This is a genomic window from Arthrobacter sp. ok909 (assembly GCF_900104405.1).
GTDB lineage: Bacteria > Actinomycetota > Actinomycetes > Actinomycetales > Micrococcaceae > Arthrobacter > Arthrobacter humicola.
This window is the reverse complement of record NZ_FNJS01000021.1, coordinates 1-20,174: the sequence shown is the minus strand read 5'-3', so window position 1 is coordinate 20,174 and position 20,174 is coordinate 1. Positions and strand designations below refer to the sequence as shown.

Sequence of the window (20,174 nt, the reverse complement as noted above, 5' to 3'; positions counted from 1 at the left end):
TGCCGGATGTGGTAGATCATGCGTGATATTTTCGGGACATGACTCAACAGACTGCTGAACACGTCGGCCTCCTGCTCCGCGAGGCCCGCGGGGACAAGGGCTGGACCCAGGGACAACTCGCCGCCGAGCTCGGCACCAGCCAGAGCGCCATCGCCCGGATGGAGCAGGGTAAGCAGAACCTGAGCCTGAAGATGATCCAGCGCCTGGAGACGATCGTCGGGCACAGCATCGTCAAAGTGGGCCGGCCCCAGATGACCCACCTCCGGGTCGAAGGCGGTCGCACGCTCTCCGGCGCGGTGGACGTCAACAGCAGCAAGAATGCCGGCGTCGCCCTTTTGTGCGCCAGCCTCATCAACCGCGGCACCACCACCCTGCGCCGGCTGGCCCGGATCGAGGAAGTCAACCGGATCGTCGAGGTGCTGACCAGCATCGGCGTCGAATGCACCTGGCTCAACGCGAACGACCTCCAGATCCGCCGCCCCGCTGTCCTGGACCTCGCATCCATGGATGTGGAGGCGGCCCGCCGCACCCGTAGCGTCATCATGCTCCTGGGCCCGCTGCTGGACGAGGCCGACACCTACCGGCTGCCCTACGCCGGCGGCTGCGACCTCGGCACTCGCACCGTGCAGCCGCACATGCAGGCCCTAAGCCAGTTCGGGCTCAGCGTGGACGCGAAGTCCGGGTTCTACGCGGTCCAGGCGCCGCCGTCGGACAGCCACGACCGCTCCTTCGTGCTCAGCGAACGCGGTGACACCGTCACCGAGAACGCCATCATGGCCGCCGCGCACCGCCGCGGCACCACCATCATCCGCAACGCCAGCCCCAACTACATGGTGCAGGACCTCTGCTTCTACCTGCAGATGCTCGGGGTGGAGATCGACGGCGTCGGCACCACCACGTTGAAGATCACCGGCCGCCCGTCGATCGACGTCGACATCGAATACTTCCCCTCCGAGGACCCGATCGAGGCGATGAGCCTCATCACCGCCGGCATCGTGACGAACTCGGAAGTCACTATCCGCCGCGTCCCGATCGAGTTCATGGAAATTGAGCTGGCGACCCTGGAACAGATGGGCCAGCGGCTCGAGGTGTCCGGGGAGTACTTTGCCCGCAACGGCCGCACCCGCCTGGTGGACGTCACCACCAAGCCTTCGGAACTGCGGGCGCCGGAGGACAAGATCCACCCCATGCCCTTCCCTGGCCTGAACATCGACAATCTGCCCTTCTTCGCCGTGATTGCGGCCAACGCCCACGGCCAGACTATGATCCACGACTGGGTCTACGAGAACCGGGCCATCTACCTGACCGAGCTGAACAAGCTGGGCGCCCAGGTGCAGCTGCTCGATCCGCACCGGATCTACGTCAACGGGCCCACCAAGTGGCGTGCCGCCGAGGTGGGCTGCCCGCCGGCCCTGCGCCCCGCGGCCTGCCTGCTGTTGGCCATGCTCGCGGCCCGCGGCGTCTCGGAACTGCGGAACATCTACGTCATTGAGCGCGGCTACGAGGATCTGGCCGAACGGCTCAACACCATCGGCGCGAAGATCGAGTATTTCCAAGACTGATCCCAGGCTGACCCCAAGCAACGCGGGGTCAGATCGCGCCCGTCCGCAGGGGGTATGGGCGCGAAGCGACTCCGGGTTGGTGTAGGGCGTGTCGGCGGATCCTGACGCACAATAGATTTATGCGCACCTTCGGCGTGGAGGAAGAACTGCTGATAGTCGACCCGGAATCGGGCCGGCTGCTTGCCCTCGCCGACCTCATGCTGCCCAGCCTGCTCCCGCCGAAGCAGGACGCCGCCCAGGTTCTCCCGGGGCAGCAACCGGTCCACGATGGCGGCGCCGACTTCAGCTACGAGCTCAAGCTCGAACAGATTGAGACCCAGACCCGGCCGTGCCTGGACTATAGGGAACTTCTTCGGCAGCTCAGGCAGGGCCGTGCCTTGGCGGACCAGGCCGCCCGCGTGCACGGCGGCCGAGTCGCGGCCTTGGCCACCTCGCCCCAAGGCGCCGCCACGCACCTCACACCGAATCAGCGGTACATGACCATGCAGGAACGCTTCGGGCTCACGGTCCGCAACCAGCTGACCTGCGGCCTCCACGTCCACACCTTTGTGGAATCGCCGGAGGAGGGCGTGGCCGTGATGGACCGGATCCGCGACAAGCTTGCCGTCCTGATCGCCCTCAGCGCGAATTCCCCGTACTGGAACGGCGCAGAGACAGGGTTCGAAAGCTACCGCACCCAGGCCTGGAACCGCTGGCCGGGCTCGGGCCCCACCATGATCTTCGGCAGCCTGCCCGTCTACCGGCGGCTGGTGACCCGGCTGGTGGAAAGCAATGTCCTGATGGATGAAGGGATGATCTATTTCGATGCCCGGCTGGCCCGGCTGCATCCCACCGTGGAGGTCAGGGTCGCCGATGTCTGCCTGCGGGCCGACGATGCGGCGCTGATCGCCGTGCTGGTGCGCGCTCTCGTGGAATCGGCGTCGCGGGAATGGAACGACGGCGTCGAACCCGCCCCGGTGCCCACGTTACTGCTGCGCATGGCCGCCTGGCAGGCCAGCAACTGCGGACTGCGCGGGCAGCTCCTGGACTTTGGAACTTTCACCCCTGCCCCGGCCGCGGACGTCGTCCGGGCACTCGTGGACTTCGTGGCCCCGGTCCTTGAGGAACAGGGCGAGCTGGACCTGGTGCGCGCGGGCGTCGAGCGGATCCTGGCGGAGGGGACGGGTTCGCAGCTGCAGCGGGAGCCGTTCCGGGCCGGCGGGCTGGCTGCCGTCGTCGAACGGGCCGTCGAAGTGACCATGCAAGGGGACGCCGCCGGAGAGCCGGCCGAGCCGGAGCCATCGCTGGGCCGGGTGCGCCGGGGCTGAGCTGAACCCGCCGAGCGCGAAACCAGTACAAAGGCAGCGGTTCGCGGCAGTGCTGTGCGGGCAACACTGCCGCGAACCGCGAACCGCAAACTCGCGGAGGGAGGCGGTCCTAGACCTGCTTGAGCGCCTGGCCGAGGTCGCGGATCAGGTCCTCGACGTCCTCCAGGCCCACCGAAAGCCGCACCACGCCGTCGCTGAGCCCGATTGCCGCGCGGCCTTCCGGGCCCATGGCGCGGTGTGTCGTGGTGGCCGGGTGTGTGATGAGGGACTTCGAGTCGCCGAGGTTGTTGGAGATGTCGATGATCCGCAGCGCATCCAGGAGCGCGAAGGCGGCCTCCTTGGCGGTGCGGCCCGGGGACGGCGAGAGTTCCAGCGTGAGCACGGTGCCGCCGGCCTTCATCTGCTTCGCCGCGAGATCGTACTGCGGGTGGGAGGGCAGCAGCGGGTACTTGACCCAGCTGACCGCGGGCTGCTGCTCAAGCCAGCCGGCCAGCCGCAGGGCGGAGGCGGAGGAATGGTTGACGCGCAGCGCCATCGTCTCCAGGCCCTTCGTCAGGACCCAGGCGTTGAACGCGGAGAGCGACGGTCCGGTGTGCCGCATGAGCTGCTTGACGGGCCCGTCGATGAATTCCTTGGTGCCCAGGATCGCCCCGCCAAGCACCCGCCCCTGGCCATCGATGTGCTTGGTGCCGGAGTAGACGATCACGTCCGCCCCGAGGTCTCCGCAGCGCTGCAGCAGCGGGGTGGCGAAGACGTTGTCGACCACCACCGTGGCGCCGGCCGCGTGTGCCAGCGAGCTCACGGCGGCGATATCCACGATCTCCTGCATCGGGTTCGACGGCGATTCGAAGAAGACCGCCGTCGTCGGCTCGGACAGCGCCGACTTCCACTGCTCGAGGTCCGGGCCGTCCACGAACACAGTCTCGACGCCCCAGCGCGGCAGGATCTCGTTGAGGATCACAAAGCACGAGCCAAAAAGCGAGCGGGCGGCGACCACCCGGTCGCCGGCCCCCAGCAGCGCGCCCAGGGCGGTGAAGACGGCGGACATGCCGGACGCCGTCGCAAAACATGCCTCGGTGCCCTCGAGCAGCCGCAGCCGCTCCTGGAAGGTTGCGACGGACGGGTTGCCGTAGCGGGAGTAGACGAAGCGCTCGTCCTCCCCGGTGAAGGCGCGCTCGGCAGCGGCCGCGGACTCGTAGACGAATCCTGAGTTGAGGAAGATCGGCTCGGCGGTTTCCTGGAAGCCTGTACGGTCAAGGCCTCCGCGGACGGCCTGGGTGTCGGCCGCCCATCCGGCGGCGTCGGGATTGAAAGTCACTTAAATCTTTCCGAGGTTGGTGGGCAGGCCGCGGTTCTTCCAGCCGTTGACGGTGCGTTCGCCAAAGCGGTCGGTCTCGCCTTCGAAGCCCTCAAGGACGTTGTACGAGGTGTAGCCGGCCTGCGTCGCGGCTGTGGCGGCGGCAATCGACCGGGCGCCGGAGCGGCACAGGAACACGAGCTCGACGGCGGTGTCCTCCGGGGCCTGGCGCTGGAGCTGTTCCACGAAGTGCGGGTTGGGCACCCCGCCTGCGAGGGTCCACTGGATGAAGAGAGGATCGTTGTCCGTGGCCTTCGTATCCGGGATGCCGATGTGGGCCCATTCGCCCTCGGTCCGGACGTCCACCAGGATGGCGCCGGCCTCCAGCTTGGCCCACGCCTCGTGCGGGCTGAGGTCTCCGGCGTAGCTCATGCGTGGCCCTCGAAGGCGTCTTCGGCACCAAATTCGTCACTGTCGAGTTCATCGACGGCGTTGGCCACCGCGGCGTCCGCGCTCGCAATTGCGGCCGGCAGGACCAGCGCCTGCGCCACGATCACGGTGCTGCCGTTGAAGGTGGCGGCGGGGCTTCCGTGCAGGACATAGCCCTCGGCCAGGGCGGCCGACACGCGCTCACAGAAGTCGCGGTCGTCGGCGCCGGTGAACAGGCGGTAGGCCAGCTTGTCCTCGCCGGTGGAAGCCGCGGCCGGGGCTGTGCCGGGGGCGGCTGTTGTACCGGGTATGGCGGGTATGGATGTGTCGGGCACGACGGATCTCCTCTTTCACGCTTGCAGCTCGAATGGTCGATATGCCGAGTATTCACCTGAGGCACCCCGCCGCGAAAGGGAGGGTTGCCGACCGGCCAGTCAGGGCTTGGCACCGGTTCTCATTACTCCCCAAAAACGTAACACTTACGACGCCGGCCCGCACCGCCGCCGTCGTCATGTTCCGTAACCGGACCGCGCCCCCGTGGGGTGACACACGCGGCGGACCGAGAGCTCAGAGTTGCGGGGTGAGAGCCGGGTACGGCGCCCAGGTGAGTAGTAGCGGGCTCCAGTTTCGGGTACTGCCCACTCGTGTCCGCCGGGAGTTTGCGCAGTCTACTGAGGGGATCGGACTGACGCGTCGGCCCGTCCCACGTTTTCTGTGGATCAAGTTGTCTCTGCGTGCAGTTTTCTGTCCCTCAATTTTTTGTGTGAATCGGTGGCCGGAACCGCCGGAGCCGCAGCCGCGGCCCGGCGGGTGACGGCGGAATGGAGCAAACGTGGGCCCGCGCGTACTGGTTACTGGCATTGCAGGCGCCGCCGGCCGGACCGTCGCGGCCCAACTCGCCGCCCGCGGCATCCCGTGCCTCGGCTCCGACGCCCGCGACGTCACCCGGCAGGGCGAGGACGCCACCGCCGCAGCGGCAGTCAGGCTCCTGCCGGCGACGGACCCGGACATGGTCCTGGACCTGCGCCGTCTGGTGGACCGGGAAGCCGTCAACGTCATCATTCCGACCCTCACCGTGGAACTCCCGGTGCTGGCTGCGGCCCGCGCCGGATTCGGCCGGGACGTGCGGATCATCGTCGGCGAGCCTGCCGCGGTGGCCCTCGCCAACGACCACCTGTTCACCGCATGGGCGTTGCAGGCAGCCGTCATTCCGGTCCCGCGTTTCGGGGTTCCGGGCGACCTCGCCGCCGCGCCGGCGTCCCTGGCCGACCTCAACGGTCCCGTCGTCGTCAAGCCGCGAACTTTCAAGGGCACCCACGCCATCCACCTGCTGGCCGGGACCGGCTCCGTCAGCTGGAAGAACCTGCCGGCCGGGCAGCTGGTCCAGGAGTTCATCCCGGGCGCCGACTATGTGGCCCTGGTGTTCGGCACGCCGCCCCGCAACGCGATGGCGCCGGTGGCGGTGGTCCTCGAGAAGACAAAGACCCCGTACGGTCGGGCCGGCAGCGACGAAGTCAGCCGCAGGGTGCCGGCGGCCGAGGCCAACGATGTGCGGAAGCTGGGCCTGGCCGCCGTCCGCACGCTCGGGCTGACCGGCCCGGTCCAGGTCCAGATCCGCCGCCGCGCGGACGGAACCCCCGTGGTGCTGGGCGTCTGCCCGACACTGGGGGCGAACAGCACGTGGGCGCCCGAACTGCTCGACGCCGTCCTGGCAACGTTCATGCTCCCGGCATTCAACCCTGCGTCCTTCCGGCGGTGCCCGGCGATTCCCGCCGATGCCCTGGGGTGAGGCGCCGGTGCCGGTCAGCCCGGCACAGGAACTCGTCCTGGTGTTCATCGGATTGCCCGTCCTGGCGGCGGCGGTGACAGCGGCTGTCGTCCTGGCGCTGGCCCTCTCTTTTGAGGTGCGGTCCGCGCGGCGTCGGCGCCGCCACGCGCCCACTCTCTGGCAGCAGTGGCCCACCGTGTCCATCATTGTGGCGGCGCACAATGGGGGCGGGCTTCTGGCGGACTGCATCCGGTCAGTCCAAGGGAGCCGGTATGAGCGGTACGAGCTGATCCTGGTGGATGCCGGCTCCACGGACAACACCCCGGAGGTCATGGCGGGGTTCGCGGCCGAGGATGGACGGATTGTGTTCGCGGGAAGGTCACCCGCCGCGGCGGCGGGATACGGGGCCGCACTGAACCTGGGCGTGGGCCGCGCCGGGGGGGGTGCTCATGTTCCTTCCCGCGGACGCCGTCCTCGCCCGGCGGACTGTGGACCGGATGCTGCAGGCCTTCGACGCCGGGAGTGACGGTCCCGACGGCGTCGGCGCCGTGTGGTGCGGCGAACGGACCCTCACCGCCGGTCCTGCCGCGGGGATTGTCGACCTGATAGGCCGCGGCTGCGGCGGGATGGCCCGGCGGGCGCAAGCGGCCTCCGGCTTCCTGCCCGTCATCGCGGCAGGCATGGTCGCGGTGCGGCGTGACGTCCTGGCGGAGGTCGGCGGCTTAAGGGCTGACACCGGTGCGGCGCAACTTGAGTTGGGCTGGCGGGTGCGAAGCGCAGGCTACCGGGTGGGGTTCGCCCCGCGGGCCGTCATCACGGGCCAACACCCGGTGCGGGTCGGTGAGTTGTGGAGGCGGCGGGTGGCGCGCGAACGGTCGCTGCTTCAGTGCCTGAGGATCCATAAGTCAGCCGTTGGTGACCTCCGGCGGCGCCCGATGGGCGACTGCCTGGCAGCCACCACGGTTGCCGCCATCATCCTGCCGGCGGTCCGGACCGCCGGTGTGCTCGCGCTGGCCTGCCTCGCGCCGGCGAACCTCCTGTCCGGAGCCCTTCCTGGAGCCGAACCGCTTCCGGACATCTGGGCACACCCGGAGGCCTGGGCACTCGGCGGCGCAGTCGTCCTGGCGGTGTTCTGCGCTGGGGCGCTCGCGCTTGCCGTCGACGGCCCGATCAGCAACCTGCGCCACTTGTGGGCACTCCCGGCGCTGCCGCTCTACGCAGTGTTCTCGGGGTTCGCCGTGCTGGCTGCCCTCGGTGCGGAGTTCCGTGCCGCCGGCTATTCGATCGTGGCGAAGAGGGCGTTGAGCTCGGCCGTGAGCTGCCGGCGCAGTTCCGGGGTGCCGATTTCCTGGCCGTCGATGTGGTTCACTGGCGCCAGGAGCCGGATGCTGGAGATCAACCAGACGGCGTCGGCGTCCAGCAGGTCTTTCGGCTCCAACGGGCCGTAGCCCAGCTCCCAGCCGGCAGCCTTGGCGGCCGTGAACAGGGCGCCCTGCGAGGTGCCCGGGAGGATGCCGCTGTCCAGCTGCGGGGTGATGAGCCGCCGGATCGTGCGAACGCCGCCGGCGCCGTCGTCCGTCGTTTCCAGGTGCGCCAGCAGAACAGTCGACGTCGGTCCCTCCAGGACCCGGCCGTCCGCGGACGTGAAGATGACATCGTCCGCACCGTGCTCATGGGCGTAGCGCAGCGCTGCCATGTTCACGGCGTAGGAGAGGGTCTTGGCGCCGAGCAGCAGCCAGGGCGCGCGCTCGCCGACTTCGCTGTCGTAGCCGCGGTCCAGCAGGATGACGTCGATTCCGGTCTCGCGCTGCCGGCGGCCCGCCGCCCCGGGGGCGGACGCCTGGACCCAGCAGGTGGGGGAGGCGGCGCCTTCCGGCCCGCGGGTGACCAGCAGCTTCACCACTACTTCGTCATCGTCCGTGCCGCCGGCTGCGGTCACGGCAGGATCCTGGCGCCGGTACTCGCCGATGGCGGTTTCCACCGCGCGCCGCCAGGCGGCCCCGGCGGGGATATCCAGCTCCAGCAGGCGGGCGGAGCCGGCCAGCCGGGTCAGGTGCGCCTGGATCTTGCGGGGCCGCCCGCCCACGGCCAGCAGTGATTCGAAAACGCCGTCGCCGCGGGTGGCGCCCAGATCCGTGGCCATCAGTTGCGGCTTCGATGCGTCGGCAACGCGGCCGCCCTCGAACGCCGGATCAAGGAAGACCAGCACGGTCGCGGGCGCGGGCACAGAGGCAGGAGAGGTCATGGCTACAGCTTAGTCGCGCCGGTCCCGGGATAGGATTTGCTCGTTGCCCGTTCCGGAACTGTTCCGCGGGCCTGAAGCTTGAGGGGTTCGCCTGTGCTGTGGCCATTTCCGCTGGCGGAGACATTACCGTCCTGGGCGGTTCTGATCCTGACCCTGGTCGACTTCGCCATCCGGGTGCTGGCCCTGGGCATCATCCCCGGGAACCGGCGGCCCACCACCGCGATGGCCTGGCTCCTGGGCATCTTCATTGTGCCCACCCTGGGTCTGCTCCTGTTCCTGCTGTTCGGCAACTTCCGGCTCTCCCGCCGCCGCCGTGCCCAGCAGGAGGCCGTCAACACCCGGGTCCGGGCGGGGACATCGGCGCTGCAGGCCGTCGAAAGCCGCTACAGCGGACCCGAATGGGTGGCCTCTGCCTCCGAACTGAACAAGACGCTGGGATCGCTGCCCATGGTGGACGGCAACAGCGTGGAACTGCTGCCCGGCTACCCCGATTCCATCAAGGCGATGACCGAGGCTGTCCGCGGCGCCAAATCCTTCGTCAACGCTGAGTTCTACATCATGAGTTCGGACCACGTCACGGACGATCTGCTGACTGCCATGGAGGAAGCGGCGGAGCGCGGCGTCGAGGTCCGCGTCCTGTTCGACCACCTTGGCACACTCCGTATCAAGGGTTACCGCAGGCTGAAGGACCGGCTCAAGGCCAGCAAGATCCGCTGGCGGCCCATGCTGCCGCTCAGCCCGGTGCACGGCCAGTGGCGCCGGCCGGATCTTCGCAACCACCGCAAGATCATGGTGATCGACGGCGAGATCGCCTTCACCGGATCCCAGAACCTGATCGAGCCGTCCTACAACAATCCCAAGCACCGCAAGGTTGGCCGCGAATGGGTGGAGCTCATGGCCTGCCTGCGCGGGCCGATTGTCACCACCCTAAACGTGGTCTTCGCGACGGACTGGCTCAGCGAAACCGACGAATCCCTTGAAGCGCAGCTGGCGCACCAGCCGGAGTCCCACCCCGGAAACATCACGGCACAGGTGGTCCCCAGCGGCCCCGGGTTCATCACCGAGAACAACCTGCGGCTCTTCAACACCCTCATCTACTCGGCGCAGCACAAGATCTCGCTTTGCAGCCCCTACTTCGTCCCGGACGACTCGCTGCTCTACGCGGTGACGACGGCGGCGCAGCGCGGCGTGGAAGTGGAGCTCTTCGTCTCGGAAAAGGGCGACCAGTTCCTGGTCCACCACGCGCAGCAGTCGTACTACGAGGCCCTGCTCGAGGCAGGCGTGCGGATCTACCTCTACAAGGCGCCGTTCGTGCTGCACGCGAAGCATTTCACGATCGACAACGAGGTTGCCGTGCTGGGTTCCAGCAACATGGACATGCGCTCCTTCTCGCTGAACCTCGAGGTGTCCGTGATGCTCCTTGGCGAGGACATCGTCCAGCGGATCCGTGAGGTTGAAGACACCTACCGCAGCATCTCGCACGAACTCGTGCTGGAGGACTGGGTGAAACGGCCCATGAAGGTCAAATACGTGGACAACGTGTCGAGGCTGACGGCAACGCTGCAGTAGCCCCGGCGTTGCTGGAACTGCTGTGTGGTGCCGCCAGGGTGCGGGGACGTCAGATCTGGCGGAATTCAGCCCTCGCGGAACTCAGCCTTGGGGAAAGTCGGTGCCAAGCGCCGAGAGGACCCCGAACGCTTTGGTCCGGATTTCCTCGTATTCCTCCTGCGGGGACGAATCGGCGGTGACGGCACCGCCGACGCCCAGACTCAGTTCCGCCGTTCCGTCGCCGAGGGCCCGGACCACCAGGGTCCGGATCGCCACGGCGAGGTCGGCGGCCCCGTTCAGGGAGAAATAGCCGATCGCCCCGGAGTACACGCCGCGCGGGGCGGCCTCCAGCCGGTCCAGGATGGCCATGGTGCTGACTTTCGGGGCACCGGTCATCGAACCGGCAGGGAAGCAGGCGGCGACAGCCTCGGCCCGCGGCATTCCGGGCTGGAGCTGAGCGTCGATGGTGCTCACCATCTGGTGCACCGTGGCGTAGCTTTCGATCGCGCACAGCCGGCTGACGGCCACCGAACCCGGGACGGCGAAATGGCTCAAGTCATTGCGCAGCAGGTCCACGATCATGATGTTTTCCGCGCGGTCCTTCGCCGACGTCTCCAGTTCCTGCCGCAGGGCCGCGTCGGCACCCGGGTCCGCATCCCGGCCGCGCGTCCCCTTGATCGGCTCGGCCCGCATCCTGCCGTCCGCGGCAATCTGCAGGAAACGCTCCGGAGATGTGCTCGCCACCGCGAGGCCGTCGAACCGCAGATAGCTGGCGAAGGGAGCCGGGTTGCGGCGCCGCAGCTCCAGATAGGTCTGCCACGGATCCAGGCCGTCCGGGCCTGCGTCGTGCGGGACCGCGGATGTGGCCGCGGTGAGCGCGGTGGTCAGGCAGACCTCGTAGGTATTGCCTTCCGCGATTTCCCGCTGGGCGTCGGCGACCTTGGCCTTGTAGCCGGCTTCCCCGTCTCGGGCGGTGAACTGCGGCGACGCGAGCTGAGGCGCGGTCGAACGAAGTGCCGCGGACACTCTAGAACCGGGTGCCGCTGCGGCGGCCACGGCCCCGCGGGCGGTCGTCAGCCAGTCGTCGGCGTCGGGCGTGTCCAGAGCCAGCAGCCAGGCCGTTCCCTCGGCATGGTCCAGGACGACGGCGCGGCCGGCGAAGATCAGGCAGGCGTCCGGGGTGGGGGACGCGACGTCGGTGCCGCCGGTTTCGCGCTTGAGTTCGTAGCCCAGGTACCCGAGCCAGCCCAGGGTGAACCCGCATGGATAGTTTTCGGGGGCCCGGAGCGCCCGGCGACCCCAGACTCCGTCGAGCCAGCGGAAAAACGGGCCGTCGGTGGTCGCCGTGGCCTGGCCCGCGCTGACGCGGGTCAGGCCGGAACTGTGCCGGACCGCCTGGCCGAAGCGGCCGCCGTCGTCGGCCAGGATGCTGAAGCGGCTCCGTTCCGCAGCCTCCGGGGCGAGGCCCGCCGGATCCAGCGAGGAGTCGAGCCACACGGCGTTGGCTGAGCCGCCGAAGAGCGCATCGAACAGTTGCGCGGCGTCAGGCTCGGCGTCGATCCGTTCAGCCCGCAACTGCATGGCGCGCCGAACGGCGAGTTCGGGCAGCAGCGCGGGCGCGACGGCCGGAAGGTATTGAAGGGCCTGCAGGACGTCGTCGGGGGCAGCGCCGTCCGCACGGTTGAGCACGTGTACATCGGCGCGGGCCGGGACGTCGTCGTCCGCCAGCCATTGATCTTCCTGGGCTGCCCACTGGTCCCAGAACGGTTCGTAGGTCTCGCCGTCCCGGGCCAGCGCCCGGGCCCGGCGGTCGGGGTCGGAGGAATCGGCCCAGATCACCGCGTCCAGCAGCGGGCGCGCCGCTGCGGCGCCGGCTCCGACGCCCTCCACCAGGACAATTTCGGCCGGGCGCGTGGTGCGGACTTCGCCGTCGTAGTGCCGCTCCCAGTCCCAGCTGACCCACTCCGCGGCCTCCCCGCGCCGCAAGGGCGACAGCACCGTGGTGACGTAACGTTCGATTCCGGCCGCCAGCCCGTTCCAGCCGGGGTAGATGTCCTCAAGGTGGAAGAGCGAGACTTTGTGGTGTTCCCGGAGGCGCGCCGCCAGCTCGATGGCTAGGGTGGTCTTGCCGGAGCCGGACCGCCCGTCGATTGCGATGATGACGGGTGCGGGGCTCATGAAATAGAGCGTACCCGCTGCTGTGCATTGGGTTGATCGCCGCCGTGATGTTGCCCGCCCCGGCGCTGAAGTTCGGTGCGAACGTGCTCCACGATCCCCGGAACGGAGGCCCGGATGAGGTTCCAGGTGGTGTCGAAGTCGGTGTGGCCGCCGTACCACGGGTCCTCGATGCCCTGCTCCAGCGGGTCCTTGTCCGCCACCGCGGGGTCGAAGCTGCGCAGCATGCGGATTTTGGCCAGGGACTCGCGGTCCGGTGCCGCCTGCCGGAGCCACCCGTAGTGGTCGACGTCGAGGGCCAGGATCAGCTCGCGGCTGACGAACCATTCGGGGCGCCATTCGCGCGCCACGTGGCGGTCTGAGGCAATGTTCTGGGAGGTAAGTTTGCGCGCGGCCCGGGGATCGATGGGCCGGCCGGCCTCATACGCGGTGGTTCCTGCCGAATCAACCGCCGCCCGGGTGAGGCGCTCGGCACGGAATGCCTCCGCCAGCATAAGTTCGGCCATCGGGGACCGGCAGATGTTTCCGGTGCATACCGCGATGATCCGGTACTGGCTCGGCGTTGAGGTCATAGCTAAGCATGAACGATCCCGGCCCTCTTGGCTAGCGGAGACCCCCGTCGTGTTACAGAAATTGTCAATTACTTGTCGGTTTCTGTCATGCTCGCGTCCGTCGGGTGCTGTCCTTATGGTGTTGCCGGGTAGCTTTCCGTGGCCGTTGTAGGGTCTGGCTGCTCAGGGGAGGCGGGTATGGCTTTGGTTGCTGTGGCCGGACGACCTGCAGCCCTTGCGGGCCGGGGACGAGACCAGCACGGGGGTGCGTATCCTCACCGCCCGCAGGGGCAACTAATCCGCTGACGGAGTCCGGGCGATCAACCGCCTGCAGGCCCAGCTGCTCGAATACCTCCAGGCCCTGGAACGTGCCTGCTGCGGGTCTTCCACCTGTCCGGACTATCGGCCTTGAAAAGCTGCGCAGCGTCCAGGACCTACTACGACCGAAAACGCACCGAAGACAAAACCCACATCCAGGCGATGCTTCCCTCGCCCGGCTCAACGTTCTGTGGGCTATGCTGCGCGACGGCACTGCGTACACCCCTACCGCGGCACAGGCCGCCCCTTTTGCAGCCTAAAGGACGGACCGTCCCGGGCTTTGAACGGCCGTCGGTGCTGCACTGAACAGCTGGCTTGGTTCACAAACGGCCGTCCATGGCGGCAGCAGCTGCCGGTTTCCTGACGACCGGCGGAAGCCAGCGGATACTAGGCGGTCTTCTCCGGGGTTACTGACTGGACATTCTCGCGTTCCTCCAGGGCGCCGGTTACTGACGCTGTGAGGCTGTTGGCGATGTGGATCCGCGCGAGTTCGGCCGCGCCGGGACCATCACCGGAGTCTACAAGTTCAAGAATCTGGTGGTGCTGGTTCAGGTCGATGGTCCGGGGCTCATCACCGGAAGGAAGTTCCAGGCCAAGGCGACGGTAGCGGTCGGACTTGTCCCACAGGTCATCCAGGAGCTTGATCATGGTGGCGTTGTGGGAGGCGGTGTAGACGGCCCGGTGGAAATCGCGGTGTGCCGTGATGGCGTCCTCGCCCCAGACCCGGGTGACCGGCAGCAGTTTCTCCGCTGCCGTTCGCATGGCGTCGATGTCAGCCTCGGTCCTGCGGTATGCCGCCAGCTCGGTCGCCGACGGCTCCAGAGAGAGGCGGACCTCCAGCAGCTCGCGGGCCTCCGAAGCACTCACATCAGCCACGCGGGAGTCCCGGTGAGTGTCCATGATGATCAGGCCCTCGCTTGAGAGCCGGCGGATCGCTTCCCGCAGGGGGGTGATGCTCATTTGCATGTTGTCCGCCAGTTCGTACTGGGAGACGCGCGAGCCAGGGGCAAGGCCGCCGGAGAGGATTAGCTGGCGGAGCTCGCTGTACGCCAGGCTGCCCTTGCTGGAAAAGACGTTTGTGGTGTTCATCTGCCGCTCCGAATCCCTCATCGGGGTGTGGCCCCCTCATGCACAGTATAGGCCGCTGGGAACATCTTATAAGAAATTCCCTCGCAGGACTTGTGCTGCCCGTCACCCCGGGCTAACCTTGAGCCCAAGGTCTTATAAGATATTTGCTCCGAGGCCTTGTGTTCCTGGTCACTATCGGCCCAGCCTTAGATCAAGTCTTATAAGAAATAAGATACCCATTCAGGAGAGATTCAAAGATGAAAATCGTTTCCGCCCACGTAGGCACCATTCCCATCAGCTCCTCGATCCGGAACGCCTTCATTGACTTCACCAAGATGGACTGCACGATCATCGCCCTGGTCAGCGATGTGTTCGTCGACGGGAAGCCTCTGGTTGGCTATGGCTTTAACTCCAACGGCCGCTACAACGCCACGGGCATCCTGAAGGATCGCATTCTTCCGCGCATCATGGATGCTCCGTCCGAAGACCTTCTCGATGAGGATGGCCAGCTCTCCCCGGAGAAGGCGTGGGACCTGATGATGTCCAACGAGAAGCCGGGCGGCCACGGCGAACGCTCTGTCGCCGTCGGTGTCGCCGACATGGCCCTGCACGACCTCGCCGCGAAGATCGCCGGGGTCCCGCTTTACCGGTGGATCTCGGACCACTACGGCGACGGAAACCCGGACAAGGACGTCTTCGTCTATGCCGCCGGCGGCTATTACGCACCCGGCAAGAGCCTCGAGGACCTGCAGAACGAAATGCGCGGTTTCCTAGCCAAGGGCTACAACGTGGTCAAGATGAAGATCGGCGGCGCCGACCTCGCTGAAGACCTCCGCCGCATCGAAGCCGTGATCGAGGTCCTCGACGGCGACGCCTCCCGCCTGATGGTGGACGTCAACGGCAAGTTCGACCTGGAGACCGCGCTGGCGTACGGCGAGGCCATCGACCAGTACGGACTGTTCTGGTACGAGGAAGTCGGCGACCCGCTGGACTACGCCCTGAACGCCACCCTCTCCGAGCACTACAAGAACCCGATCGCAACAGGAGAGAACCTGTTCTCCCTCCAGGACGCCCGGAACCTGGTCCGCTACGGTGGGATGCGCCCGGACCGCGACTTCATCCAGGTCGACCCGGCCTTGAGCTACGGGCTGACCGAATACCGCCGGATCCAGGACATGCTGGCCCAGCACGGCTGGTCCTCGCGCCGCTGCATCCCCCACGGCGGACACCAGTTCTCCCTGCACATCGCCGCGGCCCTCAAGCTGGGCGGCAACGAGTCCTACCCGGGCGAGTTCCAGCCCACCGGCGGCTTCACCGACGACGCCGTCATCGTCAACAGCCGCGTGGCTCCGGGCGACCTGCCGGGCATCGGCCTGGAAGGCAAGGCCGAGTTCTACAAGGTCCTCCGCGAACTGCACAACTGACCCATCTGGTAGTGCCCCGGTCCCGGGCAGACATCACTGCCCGGGACCGCACCTCTCCAACCTTCTCCGTCCGACGTGCAAAGGAGCACTCACGATGTCGTCCCACACCATGCAGAACCCGCAACAATCCGCCACCCCGCCCAAACAGCGGTCCCGGTTCGGCCGGCTCCTTCGGGAGCTCTGGTTCCAGGTGCTCCTCGGCGGAGTCCTCGGAATCGGCGTCGGCTTCTTCCTGCCCCAGCTCGGCCAGCAACTGAGCCCCTTGAGCGACTGGTTCATCGCCCTCGTGAAGATGATCATCATCCCGGTCGTCTTCTGCGTCGTGACCCTGGGCGTCGCCTCCATGGACAGCCTGCGCAAGGCAGGGCGCATCGGCCTCAAGGCCCTCGGCTACTTCATCGTCCTCTCGCTCATCTCGATGCTCATCGGCCTGGTCGTGGCCAACGTCTTCCACCCAGGCGAAGGAATGAACATCGACGTCTCCAAGCTGAACGCCGACAAGGTCCCGGGCGCCGGCAAGAGCTTCGACGGCATCGAGTTCGTCACCAACCTGATCCCCACCTCGTTCTTCGGCGCCGTGACCGGCAGCACCATCCCCGCCGCCCTTCTGGTCTCCATCGTCTTCGGCGCGGCCCTGAACGTCTCCGGCGAATCGGGCGCCATGCTCACCGGCGGCATCCGGGCCCTGTCCACGGTCGTGTTCAGGATCGTCGGGTGGCTCATGCGCCTGGCCCCGATCGGCACCTTCGGTGCCCTAGCCGCCGTCGTGGCCAAATACGGGGCCACCAGCCTCCAGCAGCTCGGCTACCTGGTGCTGCTGTTCACCGGAACCTGCATCGTCTACGTCATCGTCGTCCTGGGCACCATCGCCCGGACCTGCGGACTGAACATCTTCACGGTGATGCGCTACTTCAAAGCCGAGCTCCTAATCGCCCTCGCCACCTGCTCGAGCGAGGCCGTGCTCCCGCAGGTGATGAAGAAGCTCGAAAACATGGGCGTCGGCAAGCCCACCGTCGGCATCGTGATCCCCTCCGCGTTCTCCTTCAACCTCGACGGATCCGCGATCTACCTGACCATGGCCTCCGTGTTCCTGGCCCAGGCCGTCGGGATCCACCTCTCCTGGGAGCAGCAGCTGGCCATGGTCGGTCTCATGATGATCTCCAGCAAGGGAACCGCCGGCGTCACCGGCGGAGCCTTCATCGTGCTGGCCGGTTCCCTCGGTGCCGTCAGCGCCATCCCCACCGCAGCACTTGCCCTCATCGTCGGCGTCGACCGGCTCCTGAACGAAGGCCGCGTCTTTATCAACGTCATCGGCAACGTCCTCGCGGCCGTCGTCGTCGGCAAATGGGAAAAGGACTTCGACCCGGTACAAGCCCGCAAGGCCCTGCACGCCGCAGGCCAAAAGAACACCGGAGTCGAGTCAACAGCACCGGCCGCTGTGGAAACCGAAAGGATCAGCGTCCACTAACACCGCACCGGGCAGGGCCGCCGCGCACACCGCGGCGGCCCTGCCCGCCAAAAACCGTCAACCGGCGGAGACGTTGCGCTCCTGCCTGCTGCATCATCGAAGAGGAACCCGCACCATGGCCGCCCGCATCCTGATCACTTCCGACTACCTCCACCCGGGAGACGCCGTCGACCAGCTCCTGCGGGAACGCGGTCTGGAACCGGTCTACTCACCATCTCAGGGTTCACGGACCCTTGATGAACGCCGCTCGATGTTCGACGGAATTTCCGGCGCGATCCTTGCCAGCGAACCGGTGACCGCCGATATGCTCACCGCCGCTTCCTCCCTGCAAGTTATCGCACGCAGCGGAGTGGGGTACGACTCCATCGACATCCAGGCCGCGACCGCACAAGGAATCAGGGTCTGCAACGTCCCCGGAACAAACCACCACTCGGTCGCCGAACTGACCATTGGGCTGATCATCATGGCCGCACGCCGCCTCCCCGAGGTCACCACCGCCGTCCGCCAGGGCCACTGGCCCCGGGAAGCCGGCCATGAACTGCGCGGTTCCACCCTGGGCATCATCGGCTACGGCCCCAGCGGACGCGCCACCGCAAGCCTGGGTGTCGCCCTCGGCATGACCGTCAAGGTCAGCACCACCCACCCAGACCGCGACAGCACTGCGGTTCAGTTCACCGATCTCGACACCGTCATCCGGGACGCTGACTACCTTTCCCTGCACACCCGCGCAGGCCAGAGCACCGGCCCGCTCATCGACGGGCCCCGGCTGCAAGCGATGAAACCCACCGCCGTCCTCATCAACACCGCCCGAGGCTCACTCGTGGATGAAGAGGCCCTGGCCAAGGCACTGTCCGACGGCACCATCGCCGGCGCCGCGCTGGACGTGCTCGAGAGCGAACCCCTGCCCCGCGACAGCCCCCTACGGGGCCTGGACAACGTGCTCATCACCTCCCACCTCGCCGGCCAGACATCCGAAGCCCGGACACGGGCCGGCCTGGCAGCCGCGCACGCCGTCATCGACGTCCTCGAAAACCGCGAACCGGCACACCCGGTCGACCGCTAACCCCGAACACCTGACCAAGACGAAGAAGGATCCTGATGTCGAAACCCCACCGCATCGCAGTCATACCCGGCGACGGAATCGGAACCGAAGTCGTGCCCGAAGGGCTGCGCGTGTTGGACGCCGCAGCCTCAGCCTTCGACCTCAACCTCACCTACGAACACTTCGACTACGCCTCCGCGGACTACTACACCCAGCACGGGAAAATGCTGCCCGACGGATGGTTCGAAGAACTGAACCAGTTCGATTCCATCTTCTTCGGCGCCGTCGGGTGGCCCGAGGTCGTCCCCGACCACGTCTCGCTGTGGGGCAGCCTCCTGCAGTTCCGCCGCCACTTCGACCAGTACGTCAGCCTCCGCCCGGTCAAGCTCCTGCCAGGGGTGCCCAGCCCCCTGACCGGCCGGGTCCCGGGCGATGTCGACTTCTACGTCGTGCGCGAAAACACCGAAGGCGAATACTCCAGCATCGGCGGAAAGATCTTCGAAGGCACCGACCGTGAAACGGTCATCCAAGAAACCGTCATGACCCGCACCGGTGTGGACCGGATCCTCCAATACGCCTTCGACCTGGCCCAAAGCCGGCCCAAGAAGCACCTGACCTCCGCCACGAAGAGCAACGGCATCTCCATCACCATGCCCTACTGGGACGAACGGGTGCAGGCCATGGCCGCCGGCTACCCCGGGATCACCGTGGACAAATACCATATCGACATCCTGGCCGCGAACTTTGTCATGCACCCCGACTGGTTCGACGTCGTCGTCGCCAGCAACCTCTTCGGCGATATCCTCTCCGATCTCGGCCCGGCCTGCACCGGAACCATCGGCATCGCCCCCAGCGGCAACATCAACCCCGAGCGCAAGTTCCCCAGCCTCTTCGAACCCGTCCACGGCTCCGCCCCGGACATCGCCGGCAAAGGCATCGCCAACCCCATCGGGCAAGTCTGGTGCGCGGCCATGATGCTTGAACACCTGGGCGAACCGGAAGCCGCGGCCGCCATCACCACCGCCATGGAAACCGTGCTCGCCGGCGGGACACACAACCTCACACCCGACATGAACGGCAATGCCACCACAGAAGAACTGGGCAAAGCCGTGGCGTCGGCCCTGACCGCACCATGACCCCATCGAACGGCCCCAGCAACCGGCACGAAGCCGACCACGGAGGGCCGATCATGCTCCGCCACTACATCCATTGGCGCCGGCTTATTGGAGCGACCGTCCAGATCCGCCAGCACGGCCAACTCATCCGCACCGGAACCATCGATGATGCCATGGCAGACTCCACAGCGCTCTGGATCGCAGGCGACGCCGCCCAACCACGCACCATGTACGAAGCCGCACGCGGGATCGAGGTGTGGGCGGACCCGGAAGAAGCCGAAGACGGGCTCTGCTATCGGATGACATCCACAGCACCATCACATAACTGACTTAGCACGGAGACCCATGACGCAGCCCACCTACATGCCCCAAAGCACCGAAGACACCACCCCGGGGCTCATTGAAGCTCGGGCCTTCATCCCGGAGCGCAACATCCCGGCCGACATTGCCCGCTCCTGGCTGCTGGTCAACGCGATGAAGCCCGAACTCTTCGACCAGTCCGCCGTCTCCCGGGCCGATGCGATCATCCTCGACATCGAAGACGCGGTGGACCCGTCCCAGAAGGACGCCGCCCGCGACAACGTGGTGAACTGGCTGACCGCCGGCGGCAGCGCGTGGGTCCGGATCAACGACGCCACCAGCCGGTTCTGGGCCGACGACCTCGCCGGGCTGCGCGGCACCCCCGGCCTGCTGGGCGTCATGCTGGCCAAGACCGAATCGGCGGACCAGGTCACGGAGAGCTTCCACCGGATGGACGGCAAGACCCCGGTCATCCCGCTCGTCGAGTCCGCCGTCGGCATCGAGGAAGCCAACAACATCGCGAAGGCCCAGGGTGCTTTCCGCCTGGCCTTCGGCTC

General features: G+C 67.2%; 18 protein-coding genes, 1 pseudogene and 1 riboswitch. Of the genes and pseudogenes, 12 read left to right on the top strand and 7 right to left on the bottom strand.

What is annotated here, in order from left to right; translation table 11 throughout:
- Positions 1–38 precede the first annotated feature (38 nt).
- Positions 39–1,562: a UDP-N-acetylglucosamine 1-carboxyvinyltransferase gene (locus BLR03_RS15935; protein WP_091254494.1), complete on the top strand. Its 1,524-nt coding sequence runs from the start codon at positions 39–41 to the stop codon at positions 1,560–1,562.
- A gap of 119 nt (positions 1,563–1,681) precedes the next feature.
- Entirely contained in the window at positions 1,682–2,869 is a 1,188-nt protein-coding gene (locus BLR03_RS15930) for a glutamate--cysteine ligase 2 (protein WP_091254492.1), read from the top strand.
- A 109-nt stretch (positions 2,870–2,978) separates the two neighbouring features.
- Here the strand turns inward: BLR03_RS15930 and BLR03_RS15925 are convergent, their stop codons facing one another.
- From BLR03_RS15925 to BLR03_RS15915, 3 genes are read right to left on the bottom strand one after another with little or no spacing between them, the layout of a single operon-like run.
- Positions 2,979–4,187 carry an O-succinylhomoserine sulfhydrylase gene (locus BLR03_RS15925; protein ID WP_091254489.1) on the bottom strand — a complete coding sequence of 403 codons (1,209 nt, stop codon included), beginning with the start codon at positions 4,185–4,187 and terminating at the stop codon, positions 2,979–2,981.
- Positions 4,188–4,598 carry a rhodanese-like domain-containing protein gene (locus BLR03_RS15920; RefSeq protein ID WP_091254488.1) on the bottom strand — a complete coding sequence of 137 codons (411 nt, stop codon included), beginning with the start codon at positions 4,596–4,598 and terminating at the stop codon, positions 4,188–4,190.
- Positions 4,595–4,906 (bottom strand): DUF1737 domain-containing protein, encoded by a 312-nt coding sequence (locus BLR03_RS15915; protein WP_091254609.1) that lies wholly within the window; start codon positions 4,904–4,906, stop codon positions 4,595–4,597. The genes BLR03_RS15920 and BLR03_RS15915 overlap by 4 nt, the downstream gene beginning before the upstream one ends.
- Before the next feature lie 36 nt (positions 4,907–4,942).
- Positions 4,943–5,057, bottom strand: a riboswitch (SAM riboswitch).
- Positions 5,058–5,427: 370 nt separating this feature from the next.
- Between BLR03_RS15915 and BLR03_RS15910 the strand changes: the two genes are divergently transcribed.
- Positions 5,428–6,384, top strand: coding sequence for an ATP-grasp domain-containing protein (locus tag BLR03_RS15910; protein ID WP_091254485.1), 957 nt, complete (start codon positions 5,428–5,430; stop codon positions 6,382–6,384).
- On the top strand, positions 6,371–6,889 hold the full coding sequence (locus BLR03_RS15905; RefSeq protein ID WP_091254483.1) for a glycosyltransferase family 2 protein: 519 nt from the start codon (positions 6,371–6,373) through the stop codon (positions 6,887–6,889). Before BLR03_RS15910 ends, BLR03_RS15905 begins: the two co-directional genes overlap by 14 nt.
- Before the next feature lie 750 nt (positions 6,890–7,639).
- On the opposite strand, the gene BLR03_RS15895 is transcribed toward BLR03_RS15905, so the two are convergent.
- Positions 7,640–8,608 carry an aminodeoxychorismate lyase gene (locus BLR03_RS15895; protein WP_091254477.1) on the bottom strand — a complete coding sequence of 323 codons (969 nt, stop codon included), beginning with the start codon at positions 8,606–8,608 and terminating at the stop codon, positions 7,640–7,642.
- A gap of 96 nt (positions 8,609–8,704) precedes the next feature.
- Here BLR03_RS15895 and cls point away from each other — a divergent pair, with 96 nt between their 5' ends.
- On the top strand, positions 8,705–10,177 hold the full coding sequence (cls, locus tag BLR03_RS15890) for a cardiolipin synthase (protein WP_091254606.1): 1,473 nt from the start codon (positions 8,705–8,707) through the stop codon (positions 10,175–10,177).
- 81 nt (positions 10,178–10,258) lie between these two features.
- Here the strand turns inward: cls and pabB are convergent, their stop codons facing one another.
- Positions 10,259–12,334, bottom strand: a complete 2,076-nt coding sequence (gene pabB, locus BLR03_RS15885) for an aminodeoxychorismate synthase component I (RefSeq protein ID WP_091254474.1) — start codon at positions 12,332–12,334, stop codon at positions 10,259–10,261.
- Entirely contained in the window at positions 12,331–12,903 is a 573-nt protein-coding gene (locus BLR03_RS15880; RefSeq protein ID WP_091254472.1) for a low molecular weight protein-tyrosine-phosphatase, read from the bottom strand. Before BLR03_RS15880 ends, pabB begins: the two co-directional genes overlap by 4 nt.
- Positions 12,904–13,305: 402 nt before the next feature.
- Between BLR03_RS15880 and BLR03_RS15875 the strand changes: the two are divergent.
- Positions 13,306–13,460 (top strand): annotated as a pseudogene (locus tag BLR03_RS15875) (IS110 family transposase); the annotation flags it as partial.
- A 127-nt stretch (positions 13,461–13,587) separates the two neighbouring features.
- On the opposite strand, the gene BLR03_RS15870 reads toward BLR03_RS15875, so the two are convergent.
- On the bottom strand, positions 13,588–14,289 hold the full coding sequence (locus BLR03_RS15870) for a GntR family transcriptional regulator (RefSeq protein WP_091254469.1): 702 nt from the start codon (positions 14,287–14,289) through the stop codon (positions 13,588–13,590).
- Positions 14,290–14,525: 236 nt separating this feature from the next.
- On the opposite strand from BLR03_RS15870, the gene BLR03_RS15865 reads away from it, so the two are divergent.
- From BLR03_RS15865 to BLR03_RS15840, 6 genes are all read left to right on the top strand, one after another.
- Positions 14,526–15,692 (top strand): mandelate racemase/muconate lactonizing enzyme family protein, encoded by a 1,167-nt coding sequence (locus BLR03_RS15865; protein ID WP_091254467.1) that lies wholly within the window; start codon positions 14,526–14,528, stop codon positions 15,690–15,692.
- Positions 15,693–15,786: 94 nt separating this feature from the next.
- A complete protein-coding gene (locus BLR03_RS15860; RefSeq protein WP_091254465.1) occupies positions 15,787–17,160 on the top strand; it encodes a cation:dicarboxylate symporter family transporter in 1,374 nt (457 codons plus the stop codon).
- Positions 17,161–17,275: 115 nt separating this feature from the next.
- On the top strand, positions 17,276–18,223 hold the full coding sequence (locus tag BLR03_RS15855; protein ID WP_091254462.1) for a phosphoglycerate dehydrogenase: 948 nt from the start codon (positions 17,276–17,278) through the stop codon (positions 18,221–18,223).
- A 35-nt stretch (positions 18,224–18,258) separates the two neighbouring features.
- Complete coding sequence (locus tag BLR03_RS15850) at positions 18,259–19,338, top strand: tartrate dehydrogenase (RefSeq protein ID WP_091254458.1); 1,080 nt, start codon at positions 18,259–18,261, stop codon at positions 19,336–19,338.
- The gene (locus BLR03_RS15845) at positions 19,335–19,646 is read left to right on the top strand and encodes a hypothetical protein (protein ID WP_254788539.1); all 312 of its coding nucleotides are present in this window, start codon (positions 19,335–19,337) and stop codon (positions 19,644–19,646) included. The genes BLR03_RS15850 and BLR03_RS15845 overlap by 4 nt, the downstream gene beginning before the upstream one ends.
- 34 nt (positions 19,647–19,680) lie before the next feature.
- The coding region (locus BLR03_RS15840) for an HpcH/HpaI aldolase/citrate lyase family protein (protein ID WP_254788544.1) at positions 19,681–20,174 on the top strand (494 nt) is incomplete at its 3' end.

Bases quoted from the DNA above. Each gene is read 5' to 3' on its own strand.
- BLR03_RS15935 (WP_091254494.1), top strand. From the start codon at position 39: ATGACTCAACAGACTGCTGAACACGTCGGCCTCCTGCTCCGCGAGGCC.
- BLR03_RS15930 (WP_091254492.1), top strand. From the start codon at position 1,682: ATGCGCACCTTCGGCGTGGAGGAAGAACTGCTGATAGTCGACCCGGAA.
- BLR03_RS15920 (WP_091254488.1), bottom strand. From the start codon at position 4,598: ATGAGCTACGCCGGAGACCTCAGCCCGCACGAGGCGTGGGCCAAGCTG.
- BLR03_RS15905 (WP_091254483.1), top strand. From the start codon at position 6,371: ATGCCCTGGGGTGAGGCGCCGGTGCCGGTCAGCCCGGCACAGGAACTC.
- BLR03_RS15895 (WP_091254477.1), bottom strand. From the start codon at position 8,608: ATGACCTCTCCTGCCTCTGTGCCCGCGCCCGCGACCGTGCTGGTCTTC.
- pabB (WP_091254474.1), bottom strand. From the start codon at position 12,334: ATGAGCCCCGCACCCGTCATCATCGCAATCGACGGGCGGTCCGGCTCC.
- BLR03_RS15880 (WP_091254472.1), bottom strand. From the start codon at position 12,903: ATGACCTCAACGCCGAGCCAGTACCGGATCATCGCGGTATGCACCGGA.
- BLR03_RS15870 (WP_091254469.1), bottom strand. From the start codon at position 14,289: ATGAACACCACAAACGTCTTTTCCAGCAAGGGCAGCCTGGCGTACAGC.
- BLR03_RS15865 (WP_091254467.1), top strand. From the start codon at position 14,526: ATGAAAATCGTTTCCGCCCACGTAGGCACCATTCCCATCAGCTCCTCG.
- BLR03_RS15860 (WP_091254465.1), top strand. From the start codon at position 15,787: ATGTCGTCCCACACCATGCAGAACCCGCAACAATCCGCCACCCCGCCC.
- BLR03_RS15855 (WP_091254462.1), top strand. From the start codon at position 17,276: ATGGCCGCCCGCATCCTGATCACTTCCGACTACCTCCACCCGGGAGAC.
- BLR03_RS15850 (WP_091254458.1), top strand. From the start codon at position 18,259: ATGTCGAAACCCCACCGCATCGCAGTCATACCCGGCGACGGAATCGGA.
- BLR03_RS15845 (WP_254788539.1), top strand. From the start codon at position 19,335: ATGACCCCATCGAACGGCCCCAGCAACCGGCACGAAGCCGACCACGGA.